The organism is Kribbella endophytica (assembly GCF_054781295.1).
This window is the reverse complement of the sequence record NZ_BAAGUR010000003.1, coordinates 399,192-417,606: the sequence shown is the minus strand read 5'-3', so window position 1 is coordinate 417,606 and position 18,415 is coordinate 399,192. Positions and strand designations below refer to the sequence as shown.

General features: G+C 70.6%; 22 protein-coding genes. 17 read left to right on the top strand and 5 right to left on the bottom strand.

What is annotated here, in order from left to right; genetic code table 11:
- The first annotated feature begins 45 nt into the window (after positions 1-45).
- The 4 genes from ACYVIO_RS28215 (at position 46) to ACYVIO_RS28200 (ending at position 2,830) form a co-directional block, all read left to right on the top strand.
- Positions 46-465, top strand: coding sequence for a RidA family protein (locus ACYVIO_RS28215; protein WP_460653931.1), 420 nt, complete (start codon positions 46-48; stop codon positions 463-465).
- A 1-nt stretch (position 466) separates the two neighbouring features.
- A complete protein-coding gene (locus ACYVIO_RS28210; RefSeq protein ID WP_460653930.1) occupies positions 467-985 on the top strand; it encodes a 3-hydroxyanthranilate 3,4-dioxygenase in 519 nt (172 codons plus the stop codon).
- Between the two features lie 118 nt (positions 986-1,103).
- Positions 1,104-2,099, top strand: a complete 996-nt coding sequence (locus ACYVIO_RS28205) for an amidohydrolase family protein (protein ID WP_460653929.1) — start codon at positions 1,104-1,106, stop codon at positions 2,097-2,099.
- Positions 2,096-2,830 (top strand): alpha/beta hydrolase, encoded by a 735-nt coding sequence (locus tag ACYVIO_RS28200; protein WP_460653928.1) that lies wholly within the window; start codon positions 2,096-2,098, stop codon positions 2,828-2,830. The genes ACYVIO_RS28205 and ACYVIO_RS28200 overlap by 4 nt, the downstream gene beginning before the upstream one ends.
- A gap of 96 nt (positions 2,831-2,926) precedes the next feature.
- Here the strand turns inward: ACYVIO_RS28200 and ACYVIO_RS28195 are convergent, their stop codons facing one another.
- Together ACYVIO_RS28195 and ACYVIO_RS28190 are read right to left on the bottom strand one after the other, a co-directional pair.
- Positions 2,927-3,604, bottom strand: coding sequence for an O-methyltransferase (locus ACYVIO_RS28195; protein WP_460653927.1), 678 nt, complete (start codon positions 3,602-3,604; stop codon positions 2,927-2,929).
- A 154-nt stretch (positions 3,605-3,758) separates the two neighbouring features.
- Positions 3,759-4,541: a DeoR/GlpR family DNA-binding transcription regulator gene (locus ACYVIO_RS28190; RefSeq protein ID WP_112244167.1), complete on the bottom strand. Its 783-nt coding sequence runs from the start codon at positions 4,539-4,541 to the stop codon at positions 3,759-3,761.
- 101 nt (positions 4,542-4,642) lie between these two features.
- On the opposite strand from ACYVIO_RS28190, the gene ACYVIO_RS28185 reads away from it, so the two are divergent.
- Together ACYVIO_RS28185 and ACYVIO_RS28180 are read left to right on the top strand one after the other, a co-directional pair.
- Positions 4,643-5,524 carry an SIS domain-containing protein gene (locus ACYVIO_RS28185; protein ID WP_460653926.1) on the top strand — a complete coding sequence of 294 codons (882 nt, stop codon included), beginning with the start codon at positions 4,643-4,645 and terminating at the stop codon, positions 5,522-5,524.
- Between the two features lie 179 nt (positions 5,525-5,703).
- Complete coding sequence (locus ACYVIO_RS28180) at positions 5,704-6,165, top strand: SRPBCC family protein (RefSeq protein WP_460653925.1); 462 nt, start codon at positions 5,704-5,706, stop codon at positions 6,163-6,165.
- Here the strand turns inward: ACYVIO_RS28180 and ACYVIO_RS28175 are convergent, their stop codons facing one another.
- Entirely contained in the window at positions 6,166-6,828 is a 663-nt protein-coding gene (locus tag ACYVIO_RS28175) for a GNAT family N-acetyltransferase (RefSeq protein WP_460653924.1), read from the bottom strand.
- A gap of 81 nt (positions 6,829-6,909) precedes the next feature.
- Between ACYVIO_RS28175 and ACYVIO_RS28170 the strand changes: the two genes are divergently transcribed.
- Positions 6,910-7,095, top strand: coding sequence for a hypothetical protein (locus tag ACYVIO_RS28170; RefSeq protein ID WP_460653923.1), 186 nt, complete (start codon positions 6,910-6,912; stop codon positions 7,093-7,095).
- A gap of 436 nt (positions 7,096-7,531) precedes the next feature.
- Here ACYVIO_RS28170 and ACYVIO_RS28165 read toward each other — a convergent pair whose 3' ends face one another.
- Positions 7,532-8,710, bottom strand: a complete 1,179-nt coding sequence (locus tag ACYVIO_RS28165; protein WP_460653922.1) for an MFS transporter — start codon at positions 8,708-8,710, stop codon at positions 7,532-7,534.
- Between the two features lie 69 nt (positions 8,711-8,779).
- Here ACYVIO_RS28165 and ACYVIO_RS28160 point away from each other — a divergent pair, with 69 nt between their 5' ends.
- The 10 genes from ACYVIO_RS28160 (at position 8,780) to ACYVIO_RS28115 (ending at position 17,190) form a co-directional block, all read left to right on the top strand.
- On the top strand, positions 8,780-9,319 hold the full coding sequence (locus ACYVIO_RS28160) for a CGNR zinc finger domain-containing protein (protein WP_460653921.1): 540 nt from the start codon (positions 8,780-8,782) through the stop codon (positions 9,317-9,319).
- 1,217 nt (positions 9,320-10,536) lie between these two features.
- Positions 10,537-10,758 (top strand): biotin/lipoyl-binding carrier protein, encoded by a 222-nt coding sequence (locus ACYVIO_RS28155; RefSeq protein ID WP_460653920.1) that lies wholly within the window; start codon positions 10,537-10,539, stop codon positions 10,756-10,758.
- Between the two features lie 159 nt (positions 10,759-10,917).
- Entirely contained in the window at positions 10,918-11,604 is a 687-nt protein-coding gene (gene sigE, locus ACYVIO_RS28150) for an RNA polymerase sigma factor SigE (RefSeq protein ID WP_460653919.1), read from the top strand.
- On the top strand, positions 11,601-12,218 hold the full coding sequence (locus tag ACYVIO_RS28145) for an anti-sigma factor family protein (RefSeq protein ID WP_460653918.1): 618 nt from the start codon (positions 11,601-11,603) through the stop codon (positions 12,216-12,218). Before sigE ends, ACYVIO_RS28145 begins: the two co-directional genes overlap by 4 nt.
- A gap of 3 nt (positions 12,219-12,221) precedes the next feature.
- Positions 12,222-13,301, top strand: a complete 1,080-nt coding sequence (locus ACYVIO_RS28140) for a sigma-E factor regulatory protein RseB domain-containing protein (RefSeq protein WP_460653917.1) — start codon at positions 12,222-12,224, stop codon at positions 13,299-13,301.
- A 355-nt stretch (positions 13,302-13,656) separates the two neighbouring features.
- Positions 13,657-14,901, top strand: a complete 1,245-nt coding sequence (locus ACYVIO_RS28135) for a S1C family serine protease (protein ID WP_460653916.1) — start codon at positions 13,657-13,659, stop codon at positions 14,899-14,901.
- Positions 14,902-15,139: 238 nt separating this feature from the next.
- Positions 15,140-15,490 carry a sec-independent translocase gene (locus ACYVIO_RS28130; RefSeq protein ID WP_460653915.1) on the top strand — a complete coding sequence of 117 codons (351 nt, stop codon included), beginning with the start codon at positions 15,140-15,142 and terminating at the stop codon, positions 15,488-15,490.
- Between the two features lie 66 nt (positions 15,491-15,556).
- Positions 15,557-15,820: a phosphoribosyl-ATP diphosphatase gene (locus ACYVIO_RS28125; RefSeq protein ID WP_460653914.1), complete on the top strand. Its 264-nt coding sequence runs from the start codon at positions 15,557-15,559 to the stop codon at positions 15,818-15,820.
- A gap of 48 nt (positions 15,821-15,868) precedes the next feature.
- Positions 15,869-16,714, top strand: coding sequence for an ATP phosphoribosyltransferase (gene hisG / locus ACYVIO_RS28120; RefSeq protein WP_460653913.1), 846 nt, complete (start codon positions 15,869-15,871; stop codon positions 16,712-16,714).
- The gene (locus tag ACYVIO_RS28115) at positions 16,714-17,190 is read left to right on the top strand and encodes a PH domain-containing protein (RefSeq protein ID WP_460653912.1); all 477 of its coding nucleotides are present in this window, start codon (positions 16,714-16,716) and stop codon (positions 17,188-17,190) included. The genes hisG and ACYVIO_RS28115 overlap by 1 nt, the downstream gene beginning before the upstream one ends.
- 51 nt (positions 17,191-17,241) lie before the next feature.
- Here the strand turns inward: ACYVIO_RS28115 and ACYVIO_RS28110 are convergent, their stop codons facing one another.
- Positions 17,242-18,132 (bottom strand): aldose 1-epimerase family protein, encoded by an 891-nt coding sequence (locus ACYVIO_RS28110; RefSeq protein ID WP_460653911.1) that lies wholly within the window; start codon positions 18,130-18,132, stop codon positions 17,242-17,244.
- Between the last annotated feature and the right edge of the window lie 283 nt (positions 18,133-18,415).

Here is an 18,415-nt window from a genome sequence, read left to right as displayed (position 1 = left end):
GGGCGTCCGCTGGCCGGATCGGCCGGTCCGGGAGAGGATGCAGCTGTGGCTGACGCGAAGGTGGTCCCAGGCAAGGCGGTGCCGCGCGGGCGGTTCCCGCACGTGAAGGTGGCGGGCGGGTTCGCCTACGTCTCGGGGACGTCGAGCCGGTTGCCGGACAATACGATCGCGGGCGCGTCGGTCGACGAGCTCGGGACCACGACGCTCGACATCCGGGTGCAGACGCGCGCCGTACTGGAGAACATCCGGGACATCCTGGCGTCGGTCGGCGCCGGGCTGGAGGACCTGGTCAGCGTCACGTCGTACCTGGTGTCGATGAACGACTTCGGCGGGTACAACGAGGTGTACGGCGAGTTCTTCGACGAGACCGGGCCTTCGCGGACGACGGTGGCGGTGCATCAGCTGCCGCATCCGCAGTTAGTGATTGAAATTTCCGCTGTAGCGGCGATCCCGCAGAGGAGCTGAGATGGTCAACCTGGAGTCGACGAACTTTCCGGAGTGGGTCGAGGAGAACAAGCACCTGCTGAAGCCGCCGGTCGGCAACAAGCAGATGTTCCCGACCGGGGACGACTTCATCACGATGGTCGTCGGCGGGCCGAACCAGCGCACCGACTTCCACGTCGACCCGTACGAGGAGTTCTTCTACCAGATCTCCGGGCAGCTGCGCGTGAACGTGATGACCGAGGACGGCCCGGCGACCGTCGAGGTCAACGCCGGCGAGATGTGGGTGCTGCCGCGCAACATGCCGCACTCCCCGCAGCGCGGCCCGGAGTCGATCGGCCTGGTGATCGAGCGGGTCCGCGAGCCCGGCGTACTGGAGAAGTTCCGCTGGTACTGCGCCAACTGCAACGCGATCGTCCACGAGGTCGAGCTCCAGGTCACCGACATCGTCGAGGACCTCCCGCCGGTCTTCAAGGCCTTCTACGAGAGCGAGGACGCCCGCACCTGCCCGTCGTGCGGCACCCTGCACCCCGGCAAAGCCTGATGGGCTGCGCGCTGAGTGTGCTCGGCTCTCGGCACCTCTCTCTTTCAACCGGCCGCCGCGGCCTCAGCTCAAGACGACCTCTCCGGCCGCATGGTCGCCGACCTCTGCCGGTGTGTCGATGACTGTTGACGTCCACACTCACCTCGTCCCCAAGGGGTGGCCTGATCTTTCAACCGCTTGTGGTGGGACCGGGTGGCCGTGGTTGAGGATCGACTCCGAGCGGGACGCGATGATCATGGTCGGGGAGACCGAGTTCCGGCCGGTCGGGCCGCAGGCGTGGGACACCGGCGTACGGCGTACGGACATGGATGCCGACGGCATCGATCTGCAGGTGGTGTCGCCGACGCCCGTCTTCTTCGGGTACGAACGGCCGGCGGATCAGGCGGTCAAACTGGCCAGGATCTTCAACGACCGGACGCTGGAGACGCTCGCGGGGGACGAGCGGTTCGTCCCGTTCTGCCAAGTTCCGTTGCAGGATCCGGACGCGGCTTGCGCCGAGCTGGATCGTTGCCTCGACGCCGGACATGTCGGGGTCGAGATCGGTAACCACGTCGGCGACCGCGACCTCGACGACGACGGGATCGTTGCCTTCCTCACCCATTGCGCCCTCGTTGGAGCACCGGTCCTGGTGCATCCGTGGGACATGCCCGGCGGCCCACGGGTCGACCGCTGGATGGCGCGCTGGCTGACCGGGATGCCGGCGGAGACCCACCTCTCCGTCCTCGCGATGATCCTCGGCGGCGCCTTCGACCGGCTGCCGGAAACGCTGCGGATCTGCTTCGCGCACGGCGGCGGCAGCTTCCCGTTCTGGCTCGGCCGACTGGACAACGCCTGGCACCGGCGCGGCGACATCGTCCGCGGCCGGTCGATGCATGCCCCGAGCCACTATCTGGACCGCTTCTTTGTCGATACCGTGGTGTTCGACGAAGCCCCGCTGCGGCTGCTGGTCGACACGCTGGGTGAGGACCGGGTGATGGTCGGCAGTGACTATCCGTACCCGCTGGGTGAGCGTCCGGCCGGTGAGGTGGTGCGCAAGGCCGGCTTCCTGTCCGACGGGCAGCGGCACAAGCTGCTGACCGCCAACGCGACGCGTTACCTGGGGAGGTCTGGATGACCGAGGACCGCTCTGTGCTGTCCCGCGAGGCCCGTGAGCCCGACGAGCAGCTCCGGTACGGCGAGGACGCGGATCACGTCGTCGACGTCTGGCACGCCAAGGAGTACCGCCCGGCCGTCATCTTCCTGCACGGCGGCTTCTGGCGCCCGGAGTACGACCGAGTCCACGCCCGCCCGCTCGGCGAGGCCCTGGCCGCCGAGGGCTGGCCTGTGGCGTCCGTGGAGTACCGCCGGGTCCCTGGACAGCCCGACATCACGACGAACGACATCCGCGACGCTCTGGACCGCCTGCCCGGCCTGATGGACCTGCACGCCGGCTACGTCCTCGTAGGCCACTCAGCAGGCGGCCACCTGGCCCTGTGGGCCGCCGCGACGCTCAACCCGGTCCAGCTCCGCGGCGTGGTCGCCCTGGCCCCCGTGGCGGACCTCCTCCTCGCCGACCAGCTCTGGCTCGACGACGGCGCCGTACAGGACTTCATCAGCTCCGGCGTACGCAACGACCTGGACCCGACCCACCTCCCGGCCCCCATCGCCCCCGTAGCCCTCATCCACGGCACCCGAGACCAACGCGTCCCGCTGTCGGTCTCCGAGTCCTACTTCGCCGCCCACCCGACGTCGAAGCTCGACCGCCTCGACGGCGTAGGCCACTACGAACTCATCGACCCCCTGACCGACGCCTGGCACACGGTCACCAACGAAATAACCCGCCTCACGGGCCACGCGGCGGAGTGAGCCAGGTAGGTGCGACTCACCCGGCGAGCCCGCAGGAGGCGGGTCAGCCGGACGGCGATCAGCCGCGGCCCGGCTCCCCGGCGTAAAGGCCTTCAGCTACTCGGCGCGTTTGACGGCGGCCAGGAGGCCGTCGCCGCAGGGGAGGAGGGCGGAGACGAGGTCGTCGTCGTCGCGGATGGCTTGGACGAGGTCGCGGACGGCGGTGGTGTCCGCGTCGCGGTGGGACGGGTCGGCGACGCGGCCCCCGTGCAGGGCGTTGTCGAACGCGACGACGCCGCCGGGGCGGAGCAGACGCAGGGCCTCGTGCAGGTACGCCGTGTACTCGCGCTTGTCGGCGTCGCAGAAGACCAGGTCGTAGTGGCCGTCGGTCAGGCGCGTGACGACGTCCAGGGCGGAGCCGGCGATCAGGCGGAAGCGGTTCGCGGGGACGCCGGCGTCGAGGAAGGTCTTCCGGGCCAGGCGCTGGTTCTCGGCGTCGATGTCGACCGTCGTCAGCGTGCCGTCGGGGCGCATGCCGCGCAGCAGTGCGAGGCCGGACACCCCTGTACCGGTGCCGATCTCGACGACCGACTTGGCGCCGACAGCGGCGGCCAGGACGCTCAGGGCGGAGGCGGCGCCGGGTCCGATCGCGGAGATCCCGCTGTCGTTGGCGCTCGCCCGGGCACCGGCGACCGTGTCGGTCTCGCCGGTGTAGTCCTCGGCGTACGCCCAGGACGCGGGGTCGATGCCGGTGGCGATGATGCCCTCCCAATGTCTCGCCGCTGCAGTCCTCATCCGTCGAAAGCCTAGCGCCCTGCGGTGCTCGTTCCGTGTCTCCCGCGCTGAGACTGCGCACTCTTGCTCATTACACGGCCGCTTGAGTCAGATATGATCGTGCTGACGAGTCAGAGATCACCCCTGGGAGGTGGCCGTGCGGAAATTCAGTCGATCAGGACCGGATCACGTCGATGCCGGCTTCCTTGAAGACGGCCAGCTGGGACTCGTCGGCCTGCGCGTCGGTGACGAGCGTGTCGATCTCGCTGAGCTCGCAGATCCGGGCGAAGGCGCGCTGGCCGAGCTTGCTCGAGTCGGCGACCACGACGACCTTGGCGGCCCGGCTGACGATCAGCTGGTTGATGTTCGCCTCGCCCTCGTGGTGGGCGGTGGCGCCGGTCTCGTCGATGCCGTCGACGCCGATGAAGGCGATGTCCAGCGACAGGTCGGCCAGGATCCGGTGCGACAGCGGCCCGATCATCTCGTACGACTGCGGCCGCGCCACGCCGCCGGTGAGCACCATCTTCACGTGCGGCCGGACGATCAGTTCGTTGGCGATGTTCAGCGCGTTGGTGACGAGGGTGAAGGCCGGCTCGCCGTGCTCGGCCGACAGCTCCGGCCGGGTCGCCAGCGTGCGCGCCACCTCCGAGATGGTGGTGCCGCCGTTCATGCCGATCACCATGCCGCGACGGACCAGCGTGGCCGCGGCCTGCGCGATCCGCTGCTTCTCCGACGCGAAACGCGCAGTTTTGTAGCGCAGCGGCAGGTCGTAGGAGACGGCGTTGGCGACCGCGCCTCCACGCGTCCGGGTGAGGAGCTGCTGCTTGCCCAGGTGGTCCAGGTCGCGGCGGATCGTCGCCGCGGACACGTGCAGCTGCTCGGCGAGCTCGTCGACGTCGATCGCGCCCTTTTCGGCCAGCGACTCGAGCAACGTGTTCAGCCGTTCATAACGCTTCACCCGGGGCTCCTCCTTTACACAATCGGTCAGCCGGGCGGCTGCCGGTTGGCACCATTCGATCACGTTCGAGCAGTTTCGACCATTACATCTCCGGAGACGACATGACCGACACCCCGTTCGTGAGCACCGAGATCGCCACCCAGCCGGCCCTGTGGCGACAGGTCGAGGCCGGTTTCGCGCAGTACGGTGGCGCACTCCCGCAGCCCGGTCAACGGGTCGCGGCCGTGGGCTGCGGCACCTCCTGGTTCATGGCGATGGCGTACGCCGCGCTGCGCGAGGACCTCGGCCAGGGCGAGACCGACGCCTTCGCCGGGTCCGAGTTCGCCTTCGATCGCGCGTACGACGCGATCGTGGTGATCAGCAGGTCCGGTACGACGACCGAGGTGCTCGACCTGATCCGCCGTACGTCGGTCCCGACGATCGCGATCACCGCGACCCCGGGTTCGCCGATCGTCGAGCTGGCCGACCACACGATCATGCTCGACTTCGCCGACGAGCAGTCCGTCGTACAGACCCGCTTCGCGACCACGACCCTGGCGCTGCTGCGGGTGTCGCTCGGCCAGGACCTGACCCAGGCCGCCGCCGACGCCGAGACCGCGCTGACGATCGACGTCGACGAACTCGCCAAGCTGGAGCAGGTCAGCTACCTCGGCACGCGCTGGACGATCGGCCTGGCCCACGAAGCCGGCCTGAAGCAGCGCGAGGCGGCGTCGGCCTGGACCGAGGCGTACCCGGCAATGGACTACCGCCACGGCCCGATCGCCATCGCCCAGCCCGGCCGCGGCGTCTGGCTCTTCGGCGAGGCCCCCGACGGCCTCCTCGACGACATCACCGCCACCGGCGCCACCGTCGTCCACCACGCCGACCTCGACCCGATGGCATCCCTGGTGGTCGCCCAACGCGTCGCGGTCGCCAAGTCCCTCGCGCTCGGTCTCAACCCGGACCAGCCGCGCAGCCTGAGCCGATCGGTCATCCTCGGCTGACCTGAGCGGCTGCGGCCGCCTCGACCTGGTGCCGTCCCGACCTGCGGCCGCCCTGACCTGGTGCTGCCCCACCTGCGGCCGGGCCGACCTCGCCCGCCACTACTGGCCCCACGGCGAGTAGCGCCTCGACCCGTCCTGCGGCGCGCCTCAGAGTTGGCTTTGGTGACAGGGTGGGCCGCATGACGACTGAGCGGTTCGAGGTCCAGCGACAGGTCGCGGCGGCGCCGTCGGAGGTGTTCGCGGTGCTCCGCGACCCGCGGGGGCACGTCGCGATCGACAGCTCCGGGATGTTGCAGTCGGCCGAGGGGGCGCTGGTCGATGCCGTCGGCGACGAGTTCGTCGTACACATGGATCGCGAATCGCTGAACGACCTGCCGATGGGCAAGTACGACGTGACCGTGATCATCACGCGGTTCGTACCGGACGCGGAGATCGAATGGACGATCTCCGGCACGATCCAACCGCCGATCAAGCACCTGTACGGCTACCGCCTGGAGCCTTCGGAGACGGGGACCCTGGTCACGTCGTACTACGACTGGAGCCAGATCGCCGAGCGCTACCGCAAGGCCGAGATCTTCCCGGTCATCCCGGAAGCCGGCCTCCGCGCGACGCTAGGCATCCTGGCCCGCACGGTCGAGTGATCAGGCTCGGATCCAGGCGACGTTGAGCGTGCTGACCAGCTCCCAGCCGAGCCGGGTGTAGAGCGCCCGGCCGTCGTCCGTCGCAACCAGTACGCCGGTCCGCGCACCCTGCTGGGTTGCTGCGTTCGACAGCGTCTGCATGACAACGGAACCCAGCCCACGCCGCCGGTACGCCGGCTCGGTAACAATCTGGTCGAACGTCGCGTACGTGCCCCAAACGGCAACCTGCCCCCGAGCGGCGACGACTCCGTCGAGCTCCACGGTCACCTGCGTGAGCCCGTCTACCTCGGTGGTCAGCCGGACGCGTCCGTCGATCACAGCAGGCACCCGCACGAGCCCGTCCGCCTCGGCAGTCGGTTGGACAGGGCTGTCGGCCTCAGTGGGCACCGGCGCAAGTCCACCGGCCTCGGCAGCAGCCTGGACAAGCCCGCTGGCCTCGGCGGGTACCTGCATGAGCCCGTCAGCCTGGACGAGCCCGTCGGCCTCGGCAGCAGCCTCGACGAGCCAATCGACGTCGGCAGTCGGTTCCATCTGCGGGTCTACTCCGGCGGATCTCACGGGGATCTGCACGGAGGTGGCCGGCGCGTCGGTGCCCGGCGTGGTCGGAGCGGCTGCGGCTGCTGGGGCGGTGTCCGTCTGGGACGGCTTCAGCGGAGTGGTCATCAGGTACTCCGGCGGCTCCAGCGTCCAGCGGGGAGGCAGCGTGGGCAGGTCGCCGCCGGTCTTCAGCCAGGTGCCCGGCTCGTGCAGCTGATCGATGAGCTCCTGCTGCGGAGTCGGCAGGACGTACCGGACCAGGTGACGCGGCTGGCCGACGTCGATGCGGTAGCCCTCGGGCAGTGCGACCGGCGGGGGAGTGCTCCGCGAGATCGACCACCCGTGAACCCAGCCTTCCAGGTACAGGAGATCTGCGGTCAGTTGGTGAGTTAACCCACCAACCGACCCGTTGGCCCACGGAAATCCGGTGGGCCGACGGGCTATTTCATGGGTTAACCCACCAAATGGCGGCGGGTCAACGAGCGAGGTGGCAGGCGGGAGGTGGTCAGGGAGCGAGGTGACAGGCGGGAGGTGGTCAGGGAGTGAGGTTGCGGGCTTGGGGTGGTCGGCGGCTGTGGCCGCGGGTGTGGGGTGGCCTGGGTGTGTGGGCGCGGGGCTCGGCGGGCAAGCGAGTGTGGGTGCGGGCATCGGGTGGCCGGGCAATGTGGGCGCGGGCTTCAAGTGGTTGGCGGGTGTGGGTGCGGGGCGCGGGTGGCCAGCGCGTGGGACGACGGGTGTGGGTGCGGCCGTGAGGTGGTCAGTGAGTGGGGCTACGGGGCTGGGTGCGGGGCTCGGGTTGCTGGGGAGTGTGGGTGCGGGCGTTGGGTTGTCAGAGAGTGAGGGCATGGGTGGGCTTTCGTCCGGTGGAGAGTCGGCCTAGGAGTGCGGCGGCGACTAGCGAGATGGCTACGGCTAGGAGGGCTGTGTGGGTTCCTACTACGGGGACCAGGAGGCCGCCGGCGGCCTGGCCTAGGGCGGCGGCGCCGACGCGGAGGCTGGCGGCTGTGGTGCTGACTCGGCCTTGTAGCTCGACGGGCGAGTACTGCTGGCGGGCGGCGAACATCGCCGGGAGCATCGGGCCTTCCAGCAGGCCCGTGGCTGCGGCCAGCACCAGGAGGACTGCGAAGGTCGAGGCCAACGGCCAGGTGCTCATGGCTAGGCCGTACGCGGCTACGGCGACCATGACGACAAGCTCCGGACGCCAGCGGGTCTGTAGGCGGCCGAGGAGGACTGCGGTGGTGACGCTGCCCAGCTCGAGCGCTGTCCAGAGATAGCCGGCCCACGAGCGGGGTACGTCGAGGGCCGTCATGTGGAGTGGCAGGGTGATCAGCAGGACGCCTACCGAGCCCATCAACGCAGTGGTGGTGATCGTGGACGCGCGCAGCCGGGGAGTGCGCGCGAGATGGGTGAGGCCGCCGATGACCGAGGCCAGGAAGGGCTCGCGGTCTTCCGCGGTGATTGCGGCGGGTAGTGCGGGGAGCCTGGCGATGGCGAAGATGCTGAGCGTCGCGGTTACCGCGATGACCACCACGGCGGCCTCGACTGAGACGGCGGCGGCGAGCGTGGCGGCCGCGGCCGGACCGGTGATCGTGGCCGCGCCGAAGCTCGCTGCCTCGTAGCTGTTGGCCTTTGGCAGCAGGTGTTTGGACACGAGCGACGGCAGCATGCTGGTGAAGCCGCCGCTCACCATCGGGAGCGTCACGCCGGCTGCGGCGGCCAGTGCAGGCGTCAGCCAGGCAGCTGAGTGCCCGGTGACGAAGACCAGCGTCACCATGACCGTGCCGAGCAGCGCCTGGTTCAGCCCGAGCGCGGTACGGCGGTACGCCGTTCTGTCGAGCCAGGTCCCCAGCAGCGGTCCGGTGAGCACGGCGGGGAGTGCGTAGGCCGCGCCGGTGATCCCGGCGAGCGCTGGGCTGTCGGTGCGGTCCAGCACGAGCAGCACCAAGGTAAAGGCGACCATCTCGTCACCGAGGCGGGCGAGCGTCGCCGCCACGTAGTACGCCCGCATGATCCACCTCGCTGTAACGCATAGGGAGCAGTTACGCGTTACGTTAACAAAGGCGTTACGATGCTGCCAATGGAAAGCCTGCAGACTCCGGATCGGCTCGTCCGGCTCGCGGTCGACCTGGTCAACACCCGGACGCTGGAGCCGGAGCAGCTGACCAAGCCGGCCGACGTCCGGCAGTTCCTGCTCGACCACGGCGAGTCCGAGCCGATCAGAATCACCTGGCCGGTGTTGGTCGAGGTGCGAGAGGTCCGCGAGCTGATCCGGCCGGCCTTCCACGTCGAGCCGGCCGAAGCCGCGCGGCTGCTGAACGAGTTGCTCGCTGAGTACGCCGTACGGCCGTATCTGTCGGACCACGACGGATCGCCCTGGCACTTACACGTCGCCAAGCCGGGCGCCAATTGGGCGCAGTGGATGGCAGCCGGTACGGCGCTAGGCCTCGCTGGCTTCGCCGCCGGGCACGGCTTCCAGGCGCTGGGTGTGTGCGCCGCGCAGGACTGCGAGCGAGTCTTCGTCAACCCGGCCGCCCGACGCCCGCGCAGATTCTGCACGCCCACCTGCGCGGGCCGCACCAGAGTCGCCTCGCACCGAGCCCGCCAAGCAACCAACTAGGCGGGAGCCGGACCGGGGCCGGCTTGCACCGGCAGGGCAGGTGCCCGGTTGGTGCCCGTCGTACATGCGTCGGTCCGGGAAAACAGCTGGCACCCTGTGCGAGCTGTACCAGGTTCGCCGAGCGGTCACCGCCGTCGAGTTGCAACGCGTGGGTGGCGGCCTGCTGGTGCTCCGCGTGTGCCGAACCCCGGATGGCCGAACCTCGGATGGTCGAGCCATGGATGGCCTCGGGCCCGGCCCGCCCCAGCCCGCCACGCCCCAGCCCGCCCCAGCCCGCCCCGCCCGGCCCGCCCGGCCCGGCCCAGGACGGGGCGAGGGCGGCGGGCAGGCGGTGAGCGTGACGAGAGGAGATCCGGCGGTCTGGCGGTGGTCCTGGATGGGGTCGGGGGTGGTGGGCGTGCGGCGAGCGGGGTGGGGCGAGAGGCTGGCGGTCAGCCTGTGGCCGTGGGGTTCGGGGCGGGTGTGGAGGGCGGGCCGTGAGCGCCGTGGGGCGGAGATCCGGCGGTCTGGCTGTGGTCCTGGATGGGGTCGGGGGTGGTGGGCGTGCGGCGAGCGGGGTGGGGCGAGAGGCTGGCGGTCAGCCTGTGGCCGTGGGGTTCGGGGCGGGTGTGGAGGGGCGGGCCGTGAGCGCCGTGGGCGGAGAGGCCGGTGGCGTGCCTGCGGCTCTGGATGTCGGGCCGCGGGCCGGTGGGCGAGCGGCGACGGTGGTGGGGCGAGGGGCCCGGCGGCCTGCCTGCGGGGGATCGGCGGTGGTTGCGGCCGGGGGGATGGGGGCTGGGCGGTGGTTGTGGGCGGGGCTGCTGCGGCCGGGGCGGTTGGGGTGCTGCGGCCAGGGGCCGTGGTTGCGGGCGGGGTGGCGGAGCGCTGCGGTGAGCGATCCGCGGTGGTTGCGGGCGGGGCGCTGCGTGGGTGGCGACCGGCGCCGTGGTTTCGGGCGGGTTGGCGGAGCGCTGCGGTGAGGGATCCGGGGTGGTTGCCGGCGGGGCTGCGTGGGTGGCGACCGGCGCCGTGGGGTGCTGCGGTGGGGGTGGGCGGTGGTTGGGGGTCGAGGTGGCGGGGGTGCTGCGGTGGCGGACGTGGTCAGGTGCGGCCGGCGGCGGGCGGCGGGCGGCGGGCGGCGGGCGGCGGGCGGCGGTTGGCGGTGACGGGCGCGGGGATCGGGGGTGGGTGGTGCGCACTAGGATCGGCAATCTGATGCCGGCGATGGAGGAGTGCTCGTGAGTCACACCGTGGTGGCGGAGCTGGTGGCGAATGTTTTGAAGATCACCGCCAAGGCCGGGGACAGTGTCGGGCCGCAGGACACCTTGGTGATTCTGGAGTCGATGAAGATGGAGATTCCGGTGCTGGCGGAGGTGGCCGGGACGATCACCGAGTTCAAGGTGAGCGAGGGAGAAGTGGTTCGCGACGGGGACCCGATCGCCGTGATCGAGGAGAAATAGGTCACCCGGTCAACCGATCGCGGTTGCTGTGGCGTCTACTGAGGGACAAGTGATCACCGGGAACTTCCCGTCCACGCGCGCCGTTGGACCGTCGTACCGGCATCTCAGGGTTCAGCCCGGGTGTCCCCGACGTGCGCAGAGGACGGTGAACACGGCACCATGGTGGTCACACTCGTTGCCGAGCGGACCCAGGGAGGCGTTGCCGTGAAGCCGGTCGACACCTCCGTGGTGCCTGCCCTGGCCCCCCAGCCGCTCCCGCAGACCCAGCCCGACGTGCTGCCGTCGTGGGACGAGATCGTCCGGACCCACTCGGCGCGCGTCTACCGGCTGGCCTACCGCCTGACCGGCAACAAGCACGACGCCGAGGACCTGACCCAAGAGGTCTTCGTCCGGGTCTTCCGGTCGCTGTCGAGCTACACGCCGGGCACGTTCGAGGGCTGGCTGTACCGGATCACCACCAACCTGTTCCTGGACGGCGCCCGCCGCAAGCAGCGGATCCGTTTCGACGGGCTGCCCGAGGACGCGCACGACCGGCTGCCGGCCAAGGGCAGCGGTCCGGCCGAGAAGCTCGACCAGGACCAGTTCGACCACGACGTCCAGCACGCGCTGGACGCGTTGCCGGAGGACTTCCGCGCGGCCGTGGTGCTGTGCGACATCGAAGGCATGACGTACGACGAGATCGCGGCGGTGCTGGACGTCAAGCTCGGCACCGTCCGGAGCCGGATCCACCGCGGCCGCTCGATGCTGCGCAAGCACCTCGAGCACCGCGCGCCCCGGACCGGCCACTCCCGTGTCAGCGGCCCGCCAGCCGACGGGCCCCTTGCCGGTGGAGGTGACGACCGATGACCGTGCAGCATCCGCTGGACAAGCTGAGCGCCGCCGTCGACGGCGAGCTCGACCACGACTCACGCGACCGGGTGCTGAGCCACCTGGTCTGCTGCGACTCCTGCCGCGCCGAGGTCGACGCCCAGCGCCGCTTGAAGGCGCAGATGTCGGCCCTGGAGACTCCGGAGCCGTCGACCGACCTGATGCAGCGCCTGATGGGCGTGCCCGCGTTCTCGCTCGAGCCGCGCGAAGAGGTGCGGCCGGTGCTCACGCCGGCTGTCACGCTCAGCCCGCAGCGCTCGGCGTTCCCGGCCGCCCGGACCGGTGCGACCAGGCCGGCTGCCCGTACGACGACGCCGCGGTCGCGCCGACGTACCGGCGTACTGGGTGCTGCTGGGTCTGCCGCTGCTGTGGCGTCCCTGCTGGGGACGGCGTTCGTGCTGGGCGACCCGGCGCGGGGCACCGAGCAGCCGCCGGTGCTGGCCCCTCCGGTGGCCAGCTTCTCGGCCGACCACGCGGCCACTGCGGGTGGGAGCCCGTTCGGTGACCCAGTGGCCTTCTTCAACTCCTACAACGGGACTGGGTACGCCGGGCTGAGCCCGACGCTGCAGCCGGTGGCTCTGAGCGGGCGCTGACCTGTGAGCACTACCCGGCTGGTCGGCCCTGCCCGGCTCGCGGTGTTGGTCAGCACTGTCCTGATCGGCATCGGCCTGCCCCTGCCCGCTACAGCTGCGCCCGCCCCGGCTGCTCCTCGCGAGGACGTGCCGCAGGCGGTCAGCTGGCTGGAGCGGGCTGCTGCCGCGCCGGACCACATCTCGTACCACGGCACTCAGATCGTCACCTCGTGGGGACCGCAGGGCTCGAGCTCGGCGATGCTCGACATCGTGCACGCGGCGTCGCAGGGGTCGGAGATCAGTCTGGTCGGCTCCAGCTCGTCCGACGCCAAGTCGTTCGTGCAGCGGGCCACCGAGGGGCACAGCCCGGCTGTGGACGGCGGACCGCTCGCGTTGCTCAAGGCGACGTACCAGCTGGTCTACCGCTGCTGCACGGACACGATCGGGCGGGCCGCCGTACTGGTGGATGCCCTGCGGGACGACCAGACGCTCGCCGCGCGGTTCTGGATCGACCAGGCGACGGGGCTGCTGCTGCAGCGGCAGCTGTTCGGTGCGGACGGCAAGGCGCTGGTGCGGGCGACGGTGTTCACCGACCTGGAGATCGAGAACGGCGAGTTCCTCGGGCACCTGCCGCCGATGCTGCCGGGCGGGTCGGACTCGATGGGACTCAGCGGGGTCGACGGGCTGCGGACGCAGGGCTGGACCTGTACGAGCGAGCTGCCGAACTCGCTGGAGCTGTACGACCTGCACCAGGACACGGCGGCCGGGGTGCTGCAGTTCTCGTACTCCGACGGGCTGTTCAACGTGTCGCTGTTCCAGCAGCGTGGAGCGCTCGATCCGAAGGCTGTCGCCGGGTACGGCACGACCGGTACGCCGGGCGTGCACGTGCGGTACGGCATGCCGTCGTACGCCGTGTGGTCGTCGGGCGGGATCGTCTACACGCTCGTCGGCGACCTGCCCGCGGACGTGCTCGCGCGGGTCGTGGAGGCGTTCCCGCACGAGGTGCCGGCGAAGGTGACACCGGTGCAGCGGATGGGTACTGGACTGGCCCGAATCGCGACGTGGCTCACTCCGATGAGTGCGCTCTCGTGGAAGCTGGGATAATCGAAGCTGGGAGTGTCTCCTGCAGCTCCCTCCACGAGACAAACGACGACGTGAGGCGGCCACCGTGAGCTGGGACGACGCCGAGCCGACAGTAAGAACCCCACAGGACGCGGAACGGACCCGCCCGGTCCCCACCGCCGGTCCTGTGGTGCCCCCGCCTGCCCCGGATGAGGGGAGGGGAGGAGGGGCCGCGTCCCCGGAGTCCAGCGCCTCCGGCGCGGACGCGCTGGGTGCTCCTGGTCCGACGCCCCTGGCCAATCCTGCTGTTTCCGCTTTGACGCCTCCTGCGCAGAACGGGAGTGCGCCGTTGGCATCTCCGGGTGGTGACGCGGCGTACCGGCAGGCTGAGCGGTCGATGACTCAGCGGAGCTTCGGGGGACGGCCTGAGTCGGGGGATCCCGGGTTCCGGCCCGTGTACCAAGGGCAGGCGTGGCCGACGCAGCCGCAGCCGACGTACGTGCCTCCGCCGCCGCTCGACTGGCACCAGCAGCAGGCGCGGGCGTACACCCCGTCCCAGCCGCCGAAGAACCCCAACGGCAACCGGACGATCCTGATCGCGGCGATCGTCTCGCTGATCGTCGCGCTCATCGCCGGTGCCGGTGCGGCCGCGACCGTCGTCGCGCTGGACCGCCCCGACCCGATCGTCGACCAGCCCGGGCCGGCGATCGGCAACGGCGCCGACCCGAAGATCCGCAGCGGCAGCGTCTCCGCGGTCGCGCAGGCCCTGCTGCCGAGCGTCGTCCAGCTCAAGGTCGAAGGCGCCGACGACAGCAGCGCGACCGGTTCGGGCTTCGTGATCGACACCTCCGGGCACATCCTGACCAACAACCACGTCGTCTCGGCCGCGGCCAACGGCGGCTCGATCCAGGTCGTCACGCAGCAGGGCAAGGCCGCGACGGCTCGCCTGGTCGGCCGCTCCCCGGCGTACGACCTGGCGGTCGTGCAGGTGGTCGGGATCGACGCTCCGGCTGTCCAGTTCGGCCGCTCCGACCAGGCGGTCGTCGGGCAGGACGTCGTCGCGATCGGCTCGCCGCTCGGCCTGGCCGGCACGGTCACCTCCGGCATCGTCTCGGCCAAGAACCGCCCGGTCACCGCCGGCGGCGAGGGCGAGATCTCCTACATCAACGCGCTGCAGACCGACGCCGCGATCAACCCGGGCAACTCCGGCGGCCCGCTGGCCGACATGAACGCGCGGGTGATCGGCGTCAACTCCGCGATCGCCACCGTGCGCGGCGCCGAGGAAGGCAGCAGCGGCAACATCGGGCTCGGGTTCGCGATCCCGATCGATCAGGCTCGCCGTACGGCGCAGCAGCTGATCGCCAGCGGCAAGGCGTCGTACCCGGTGATCGGGGCGAACGTGGACATGCGGTTCGAGGGCGGCGCGCGGGTCACGGACGTGACGGCGGGCTCGCCGGCGTCGCAGGCCGGACTACGGACCGGTGACGTCGTCACCTCGATCAACAACCAGCCGGTCGACACCGCCGAAGGCCTGATCGTGGCGATCCGCACGCACCGGCCGGGCGAGACCGTGAAGCTCGACTACCAGCGCGCCGGCCGCCCGCGGCAGGCCAACATCACGCTCGGTCAGCAGACCGGGTGAGCCCAGCGGGCCATCCGGACCGCCGACGGCACCGAAGACTTGGTACGCCGTACGGCCGGAACCGGCCAAGCCACCAGGCCGGAACCGGACAAGGCACGGCGACCAGGAGTCGACCGGCAGGAATCCGGGAAGGAAACCTGGCGGGACTCCGCCGACCAGAGGCTGACCCGCCCGACGCGCTGACCGCACGCGGGCTACCCTGTCTGCGGACTGGGGAACGACCGGAGAAGGTGGGGACATGTTCGGCATCGGGCCGCTCGAGCTCGTCGTGATCGCCATCGTCGCCGTGCTGCTGTTCGGGCCGGACCGGCTGCCGGAGTTCGCCCGGACGGCGGGCCGCCTGCTGCGCCAGGTGCGCCAACTGGTGAACAACGCCCAGAACGACCTGCGCAACGAGCTCGGCCCGGAGTTCGCCGACCTCGACGTACGGGATCTGAACCCGCGCAGCTTCGTGCGCAAGCACCTGCTCGACGGCATGGACGACGACTACGACGAGGACAAGCCGGTCTCGAACTCCAGCGACCTGATGGAGTCCGTACAGCGGCTCCCGGCCGGTCAGCGCGCGCCGTACGACCCGGAATCCACCTGAGCTTCGTCCCGCTGGACGAGACCTGTTGACCCGGCGTCACCGGTCGCCCTCTAGGCTGGGCTCGCGATGAAGACCTTTGAGGAACTGTTCGCCGAGATCGGCGAGAGGGCGTTGACCCGGCCGGAGGGATCCGGCACCGTGGCCGCGCTGGACGCCGGCGTGCACTCGATCGGCAAGAAGCTGGTCGAGGAGGCCGCCGAGTCCTGGATGGCCGCCGAGCACGAGGGCAAGGACCGGGCCGCCGAGGAGCTGAGCCAGCTCTTCTACCACGCGCAGGTGATGATGCACGCGCTCGGCCTGGACCTCGACGACGTGTACCGACATCTGTAGGGAGTCACTGCGGATTCCGGGACCACCTCTTCCGAAAGGCCTACCCCCATGCTGCGCGTCGCAGTACCGAACAAGGGCTCGCTGAGCGAGGCCGCCACCGCCATCCTGACCGAGGCCGGCTACAAGCAGCGCCGGACCACCAAGGACCTCGCGCTGACCGACACCGCGAACGAGGTCGAGTTCTACTACCTGCGCCCCCGTGACATCGCCGTGTACGTCGGGGAGGGCACGCTCGACGTCGGCATCTCCGGCCGTGACCTGGTGCTCGACTCGCACGCCGACGACGACATCCTGATGGAGCTCGGCTTCGGCGGCTCGACCTTCCGGTTCGCCGGACGGCCCGGTGTCGCGGACTCCGTGAAGGACCTGGCGGGCAAGCGGATCGCGACGTCGTTCGCCGGCATCCTGTCCGACCACCTGGCCGAGAACGGCGTCGAGGCGTCCGTGGTGAAGCTCGACGGCGCGGTCGAGTCCGCCGTGCAGCTCGGCGTGGCCGACGTGATCGCCGACGTCGTCGAGACCGGTACGACGCTGCGCCAGGCGGGCCTCGAGGTGTTCGGCGAGCCGATCCTGACGTCGGAGGCGGTGCTGATCACCCGCCACGGCGTCGACCAGCCGGCCGGTCTGCAGCAGCTCGTACGGCGGCTGCAAGGCGTCCTGGTCGCGCGCAACTACGTGATGATGGACTACGACATCCGGGCCGAGTCCGTGGAGGCAGCGAACGCGCTGACCCCGGGTCTGGAGTCGCCGACGGTGTCGCCGTTGCATCGCGAAGGCTGGGTCGCCGTCCGCGTGATGGTGCTCCGGGCCGACGCACAGAAGATCATGGACCAGCTCTGGGACGTCGGCGCCCGGGCGATCCTGACCACCGACATCCACGCAGCCCGGATCTGATGGCCACCCCGGAGTCGCTCGTGACCGGCGTCACCCCGTTGTTCACCTTCCACCCGCGGATCGTCGCGGCGGTGACGACGGCGATGGCGCTGTCGATCTTCGCGGTCTTCGGGGTGATCTGGTTCCGGCTGCCGGACGAGTCGCGGGCGACGTTCACGCTCTTCCAGCGGCTGACGCTGATCGCGTTCTTCGGCACGGTGCTGTACCTGCTCTACCGGATGGCCACCGTCCGGGTCACGGCGTACGCCGATGGGCTGCGGGTGCGCAACGTCTTCAAGTCGTACTCGTACCCGTGGAGCGACGTGAAGGTGCTGCGCTTCACCGCCGGCGACCCGTGGCTGCAGATGTACGACACCGACGACAACCGGCTCGGGATCCTCGCGATCCAGGCGTCCGAGGGCGTCCGCGCGACAGCGGCGGCGAAGGAGCTCGCCGCCGTCGCTCGCGCTCACGGGGCTGGCACGCAGACGTCCTAGGCGCAGGCGCGCGACAGCAGGCCTGCTCGCCGCCGCGCGCCGCCGTACGGGCTAGACGCTGACCGCGAACGTCGTGCTGTGCTCGTCGCCGGGCTCGAGCACGACCAGGTCCTCGCCGGTGACGAAGCTGTCCGGCGGGCACGTCATCGGCTCGACGGCCAGCCCGACGCGGCCGATCGCGTTGCCTGTGTAGAGCTGCAGCCAGCCGGTGTCACCGCTCAGTACGGCGCGGTTGCCGCTGGCAGGGTCGATCAGCGTGACGACCCAGCCGCTCGGCAGCCCGGTGAACGCGTTGTCGATGTCGAGCCCGCCGATCTTCCGCGCGGTCCCGAAGTCGAAGTCCGAGCCGGCGACCGGCCGCTTGCCGACCGGGGTCAGCCGATCCGGGGTGACCTCCAGCCACTGATCGGCGCGGAACTCCAGCTCGCACTCGTCGAGCTGCCGGCCGACGGTCAGGTACGGGTGAGTGCCATACCCGTACGGCGCTGCGCTGGGCCCCATGTTCGTCGCCGACGCGGTGACGGTCAGGCCGGTCTCCGCGTCGAGCCGGTAGGTGAGCGCTAGGTCGAGCTGGTGCGGGTACCCCGGCTGGCCGTGCAGGCGGTACGCGACCTCGACCAGTGACTCGTCGAGGCCGTCGTCGATCCGCTCCCAGTTCGCCCAGCGGGTCAGGCCGTGGATGGCGTTCGCCCTGGTCGGCTCGCTCAGCGGAAGCTGCTGGTCCGCGCCGCCGAAGGTGTACTTGCCATCGGTGATCCGGTTGGGCCAGGGGAACAAGTGCTGCCCGATCCCGGCGTGCGCCGCCTCGTCCTCGCCGTACCCGACGAGCACCTCGCGCTCGCCGTACGCAAGCCCGCGCAGCCCACCGCCGACACTCACCACCGTCCCGGCGTACTCACCCGCACGAATGGTCCACTGCTCCCCTGATGGCAAAACGCTCATGCCACCATCCTCACCCGAAGCACGCCCGCAGCGGAGCCCGTCTCGTCTTCGGCTTCGTCACAATGCGCGGGACAAGGGGACCGGGGACTGGGCGGGTGGGGGCCGCCGGCCGTGCGGGCGGTGGTGAATCGGGCGGGTGCGTGTGGGGACCAGCAGCCGTGCGGGAGCGGGGACTCGGCGGCACGAGGAGCGCGTCGCGGGAGGATCGAGCGGGCGTTGTGCGCGGACCGGCAGCCGTGCGGGAGCGGGGACTCGGCGGCACGAGGAGCGCGTCGCGGGAGAA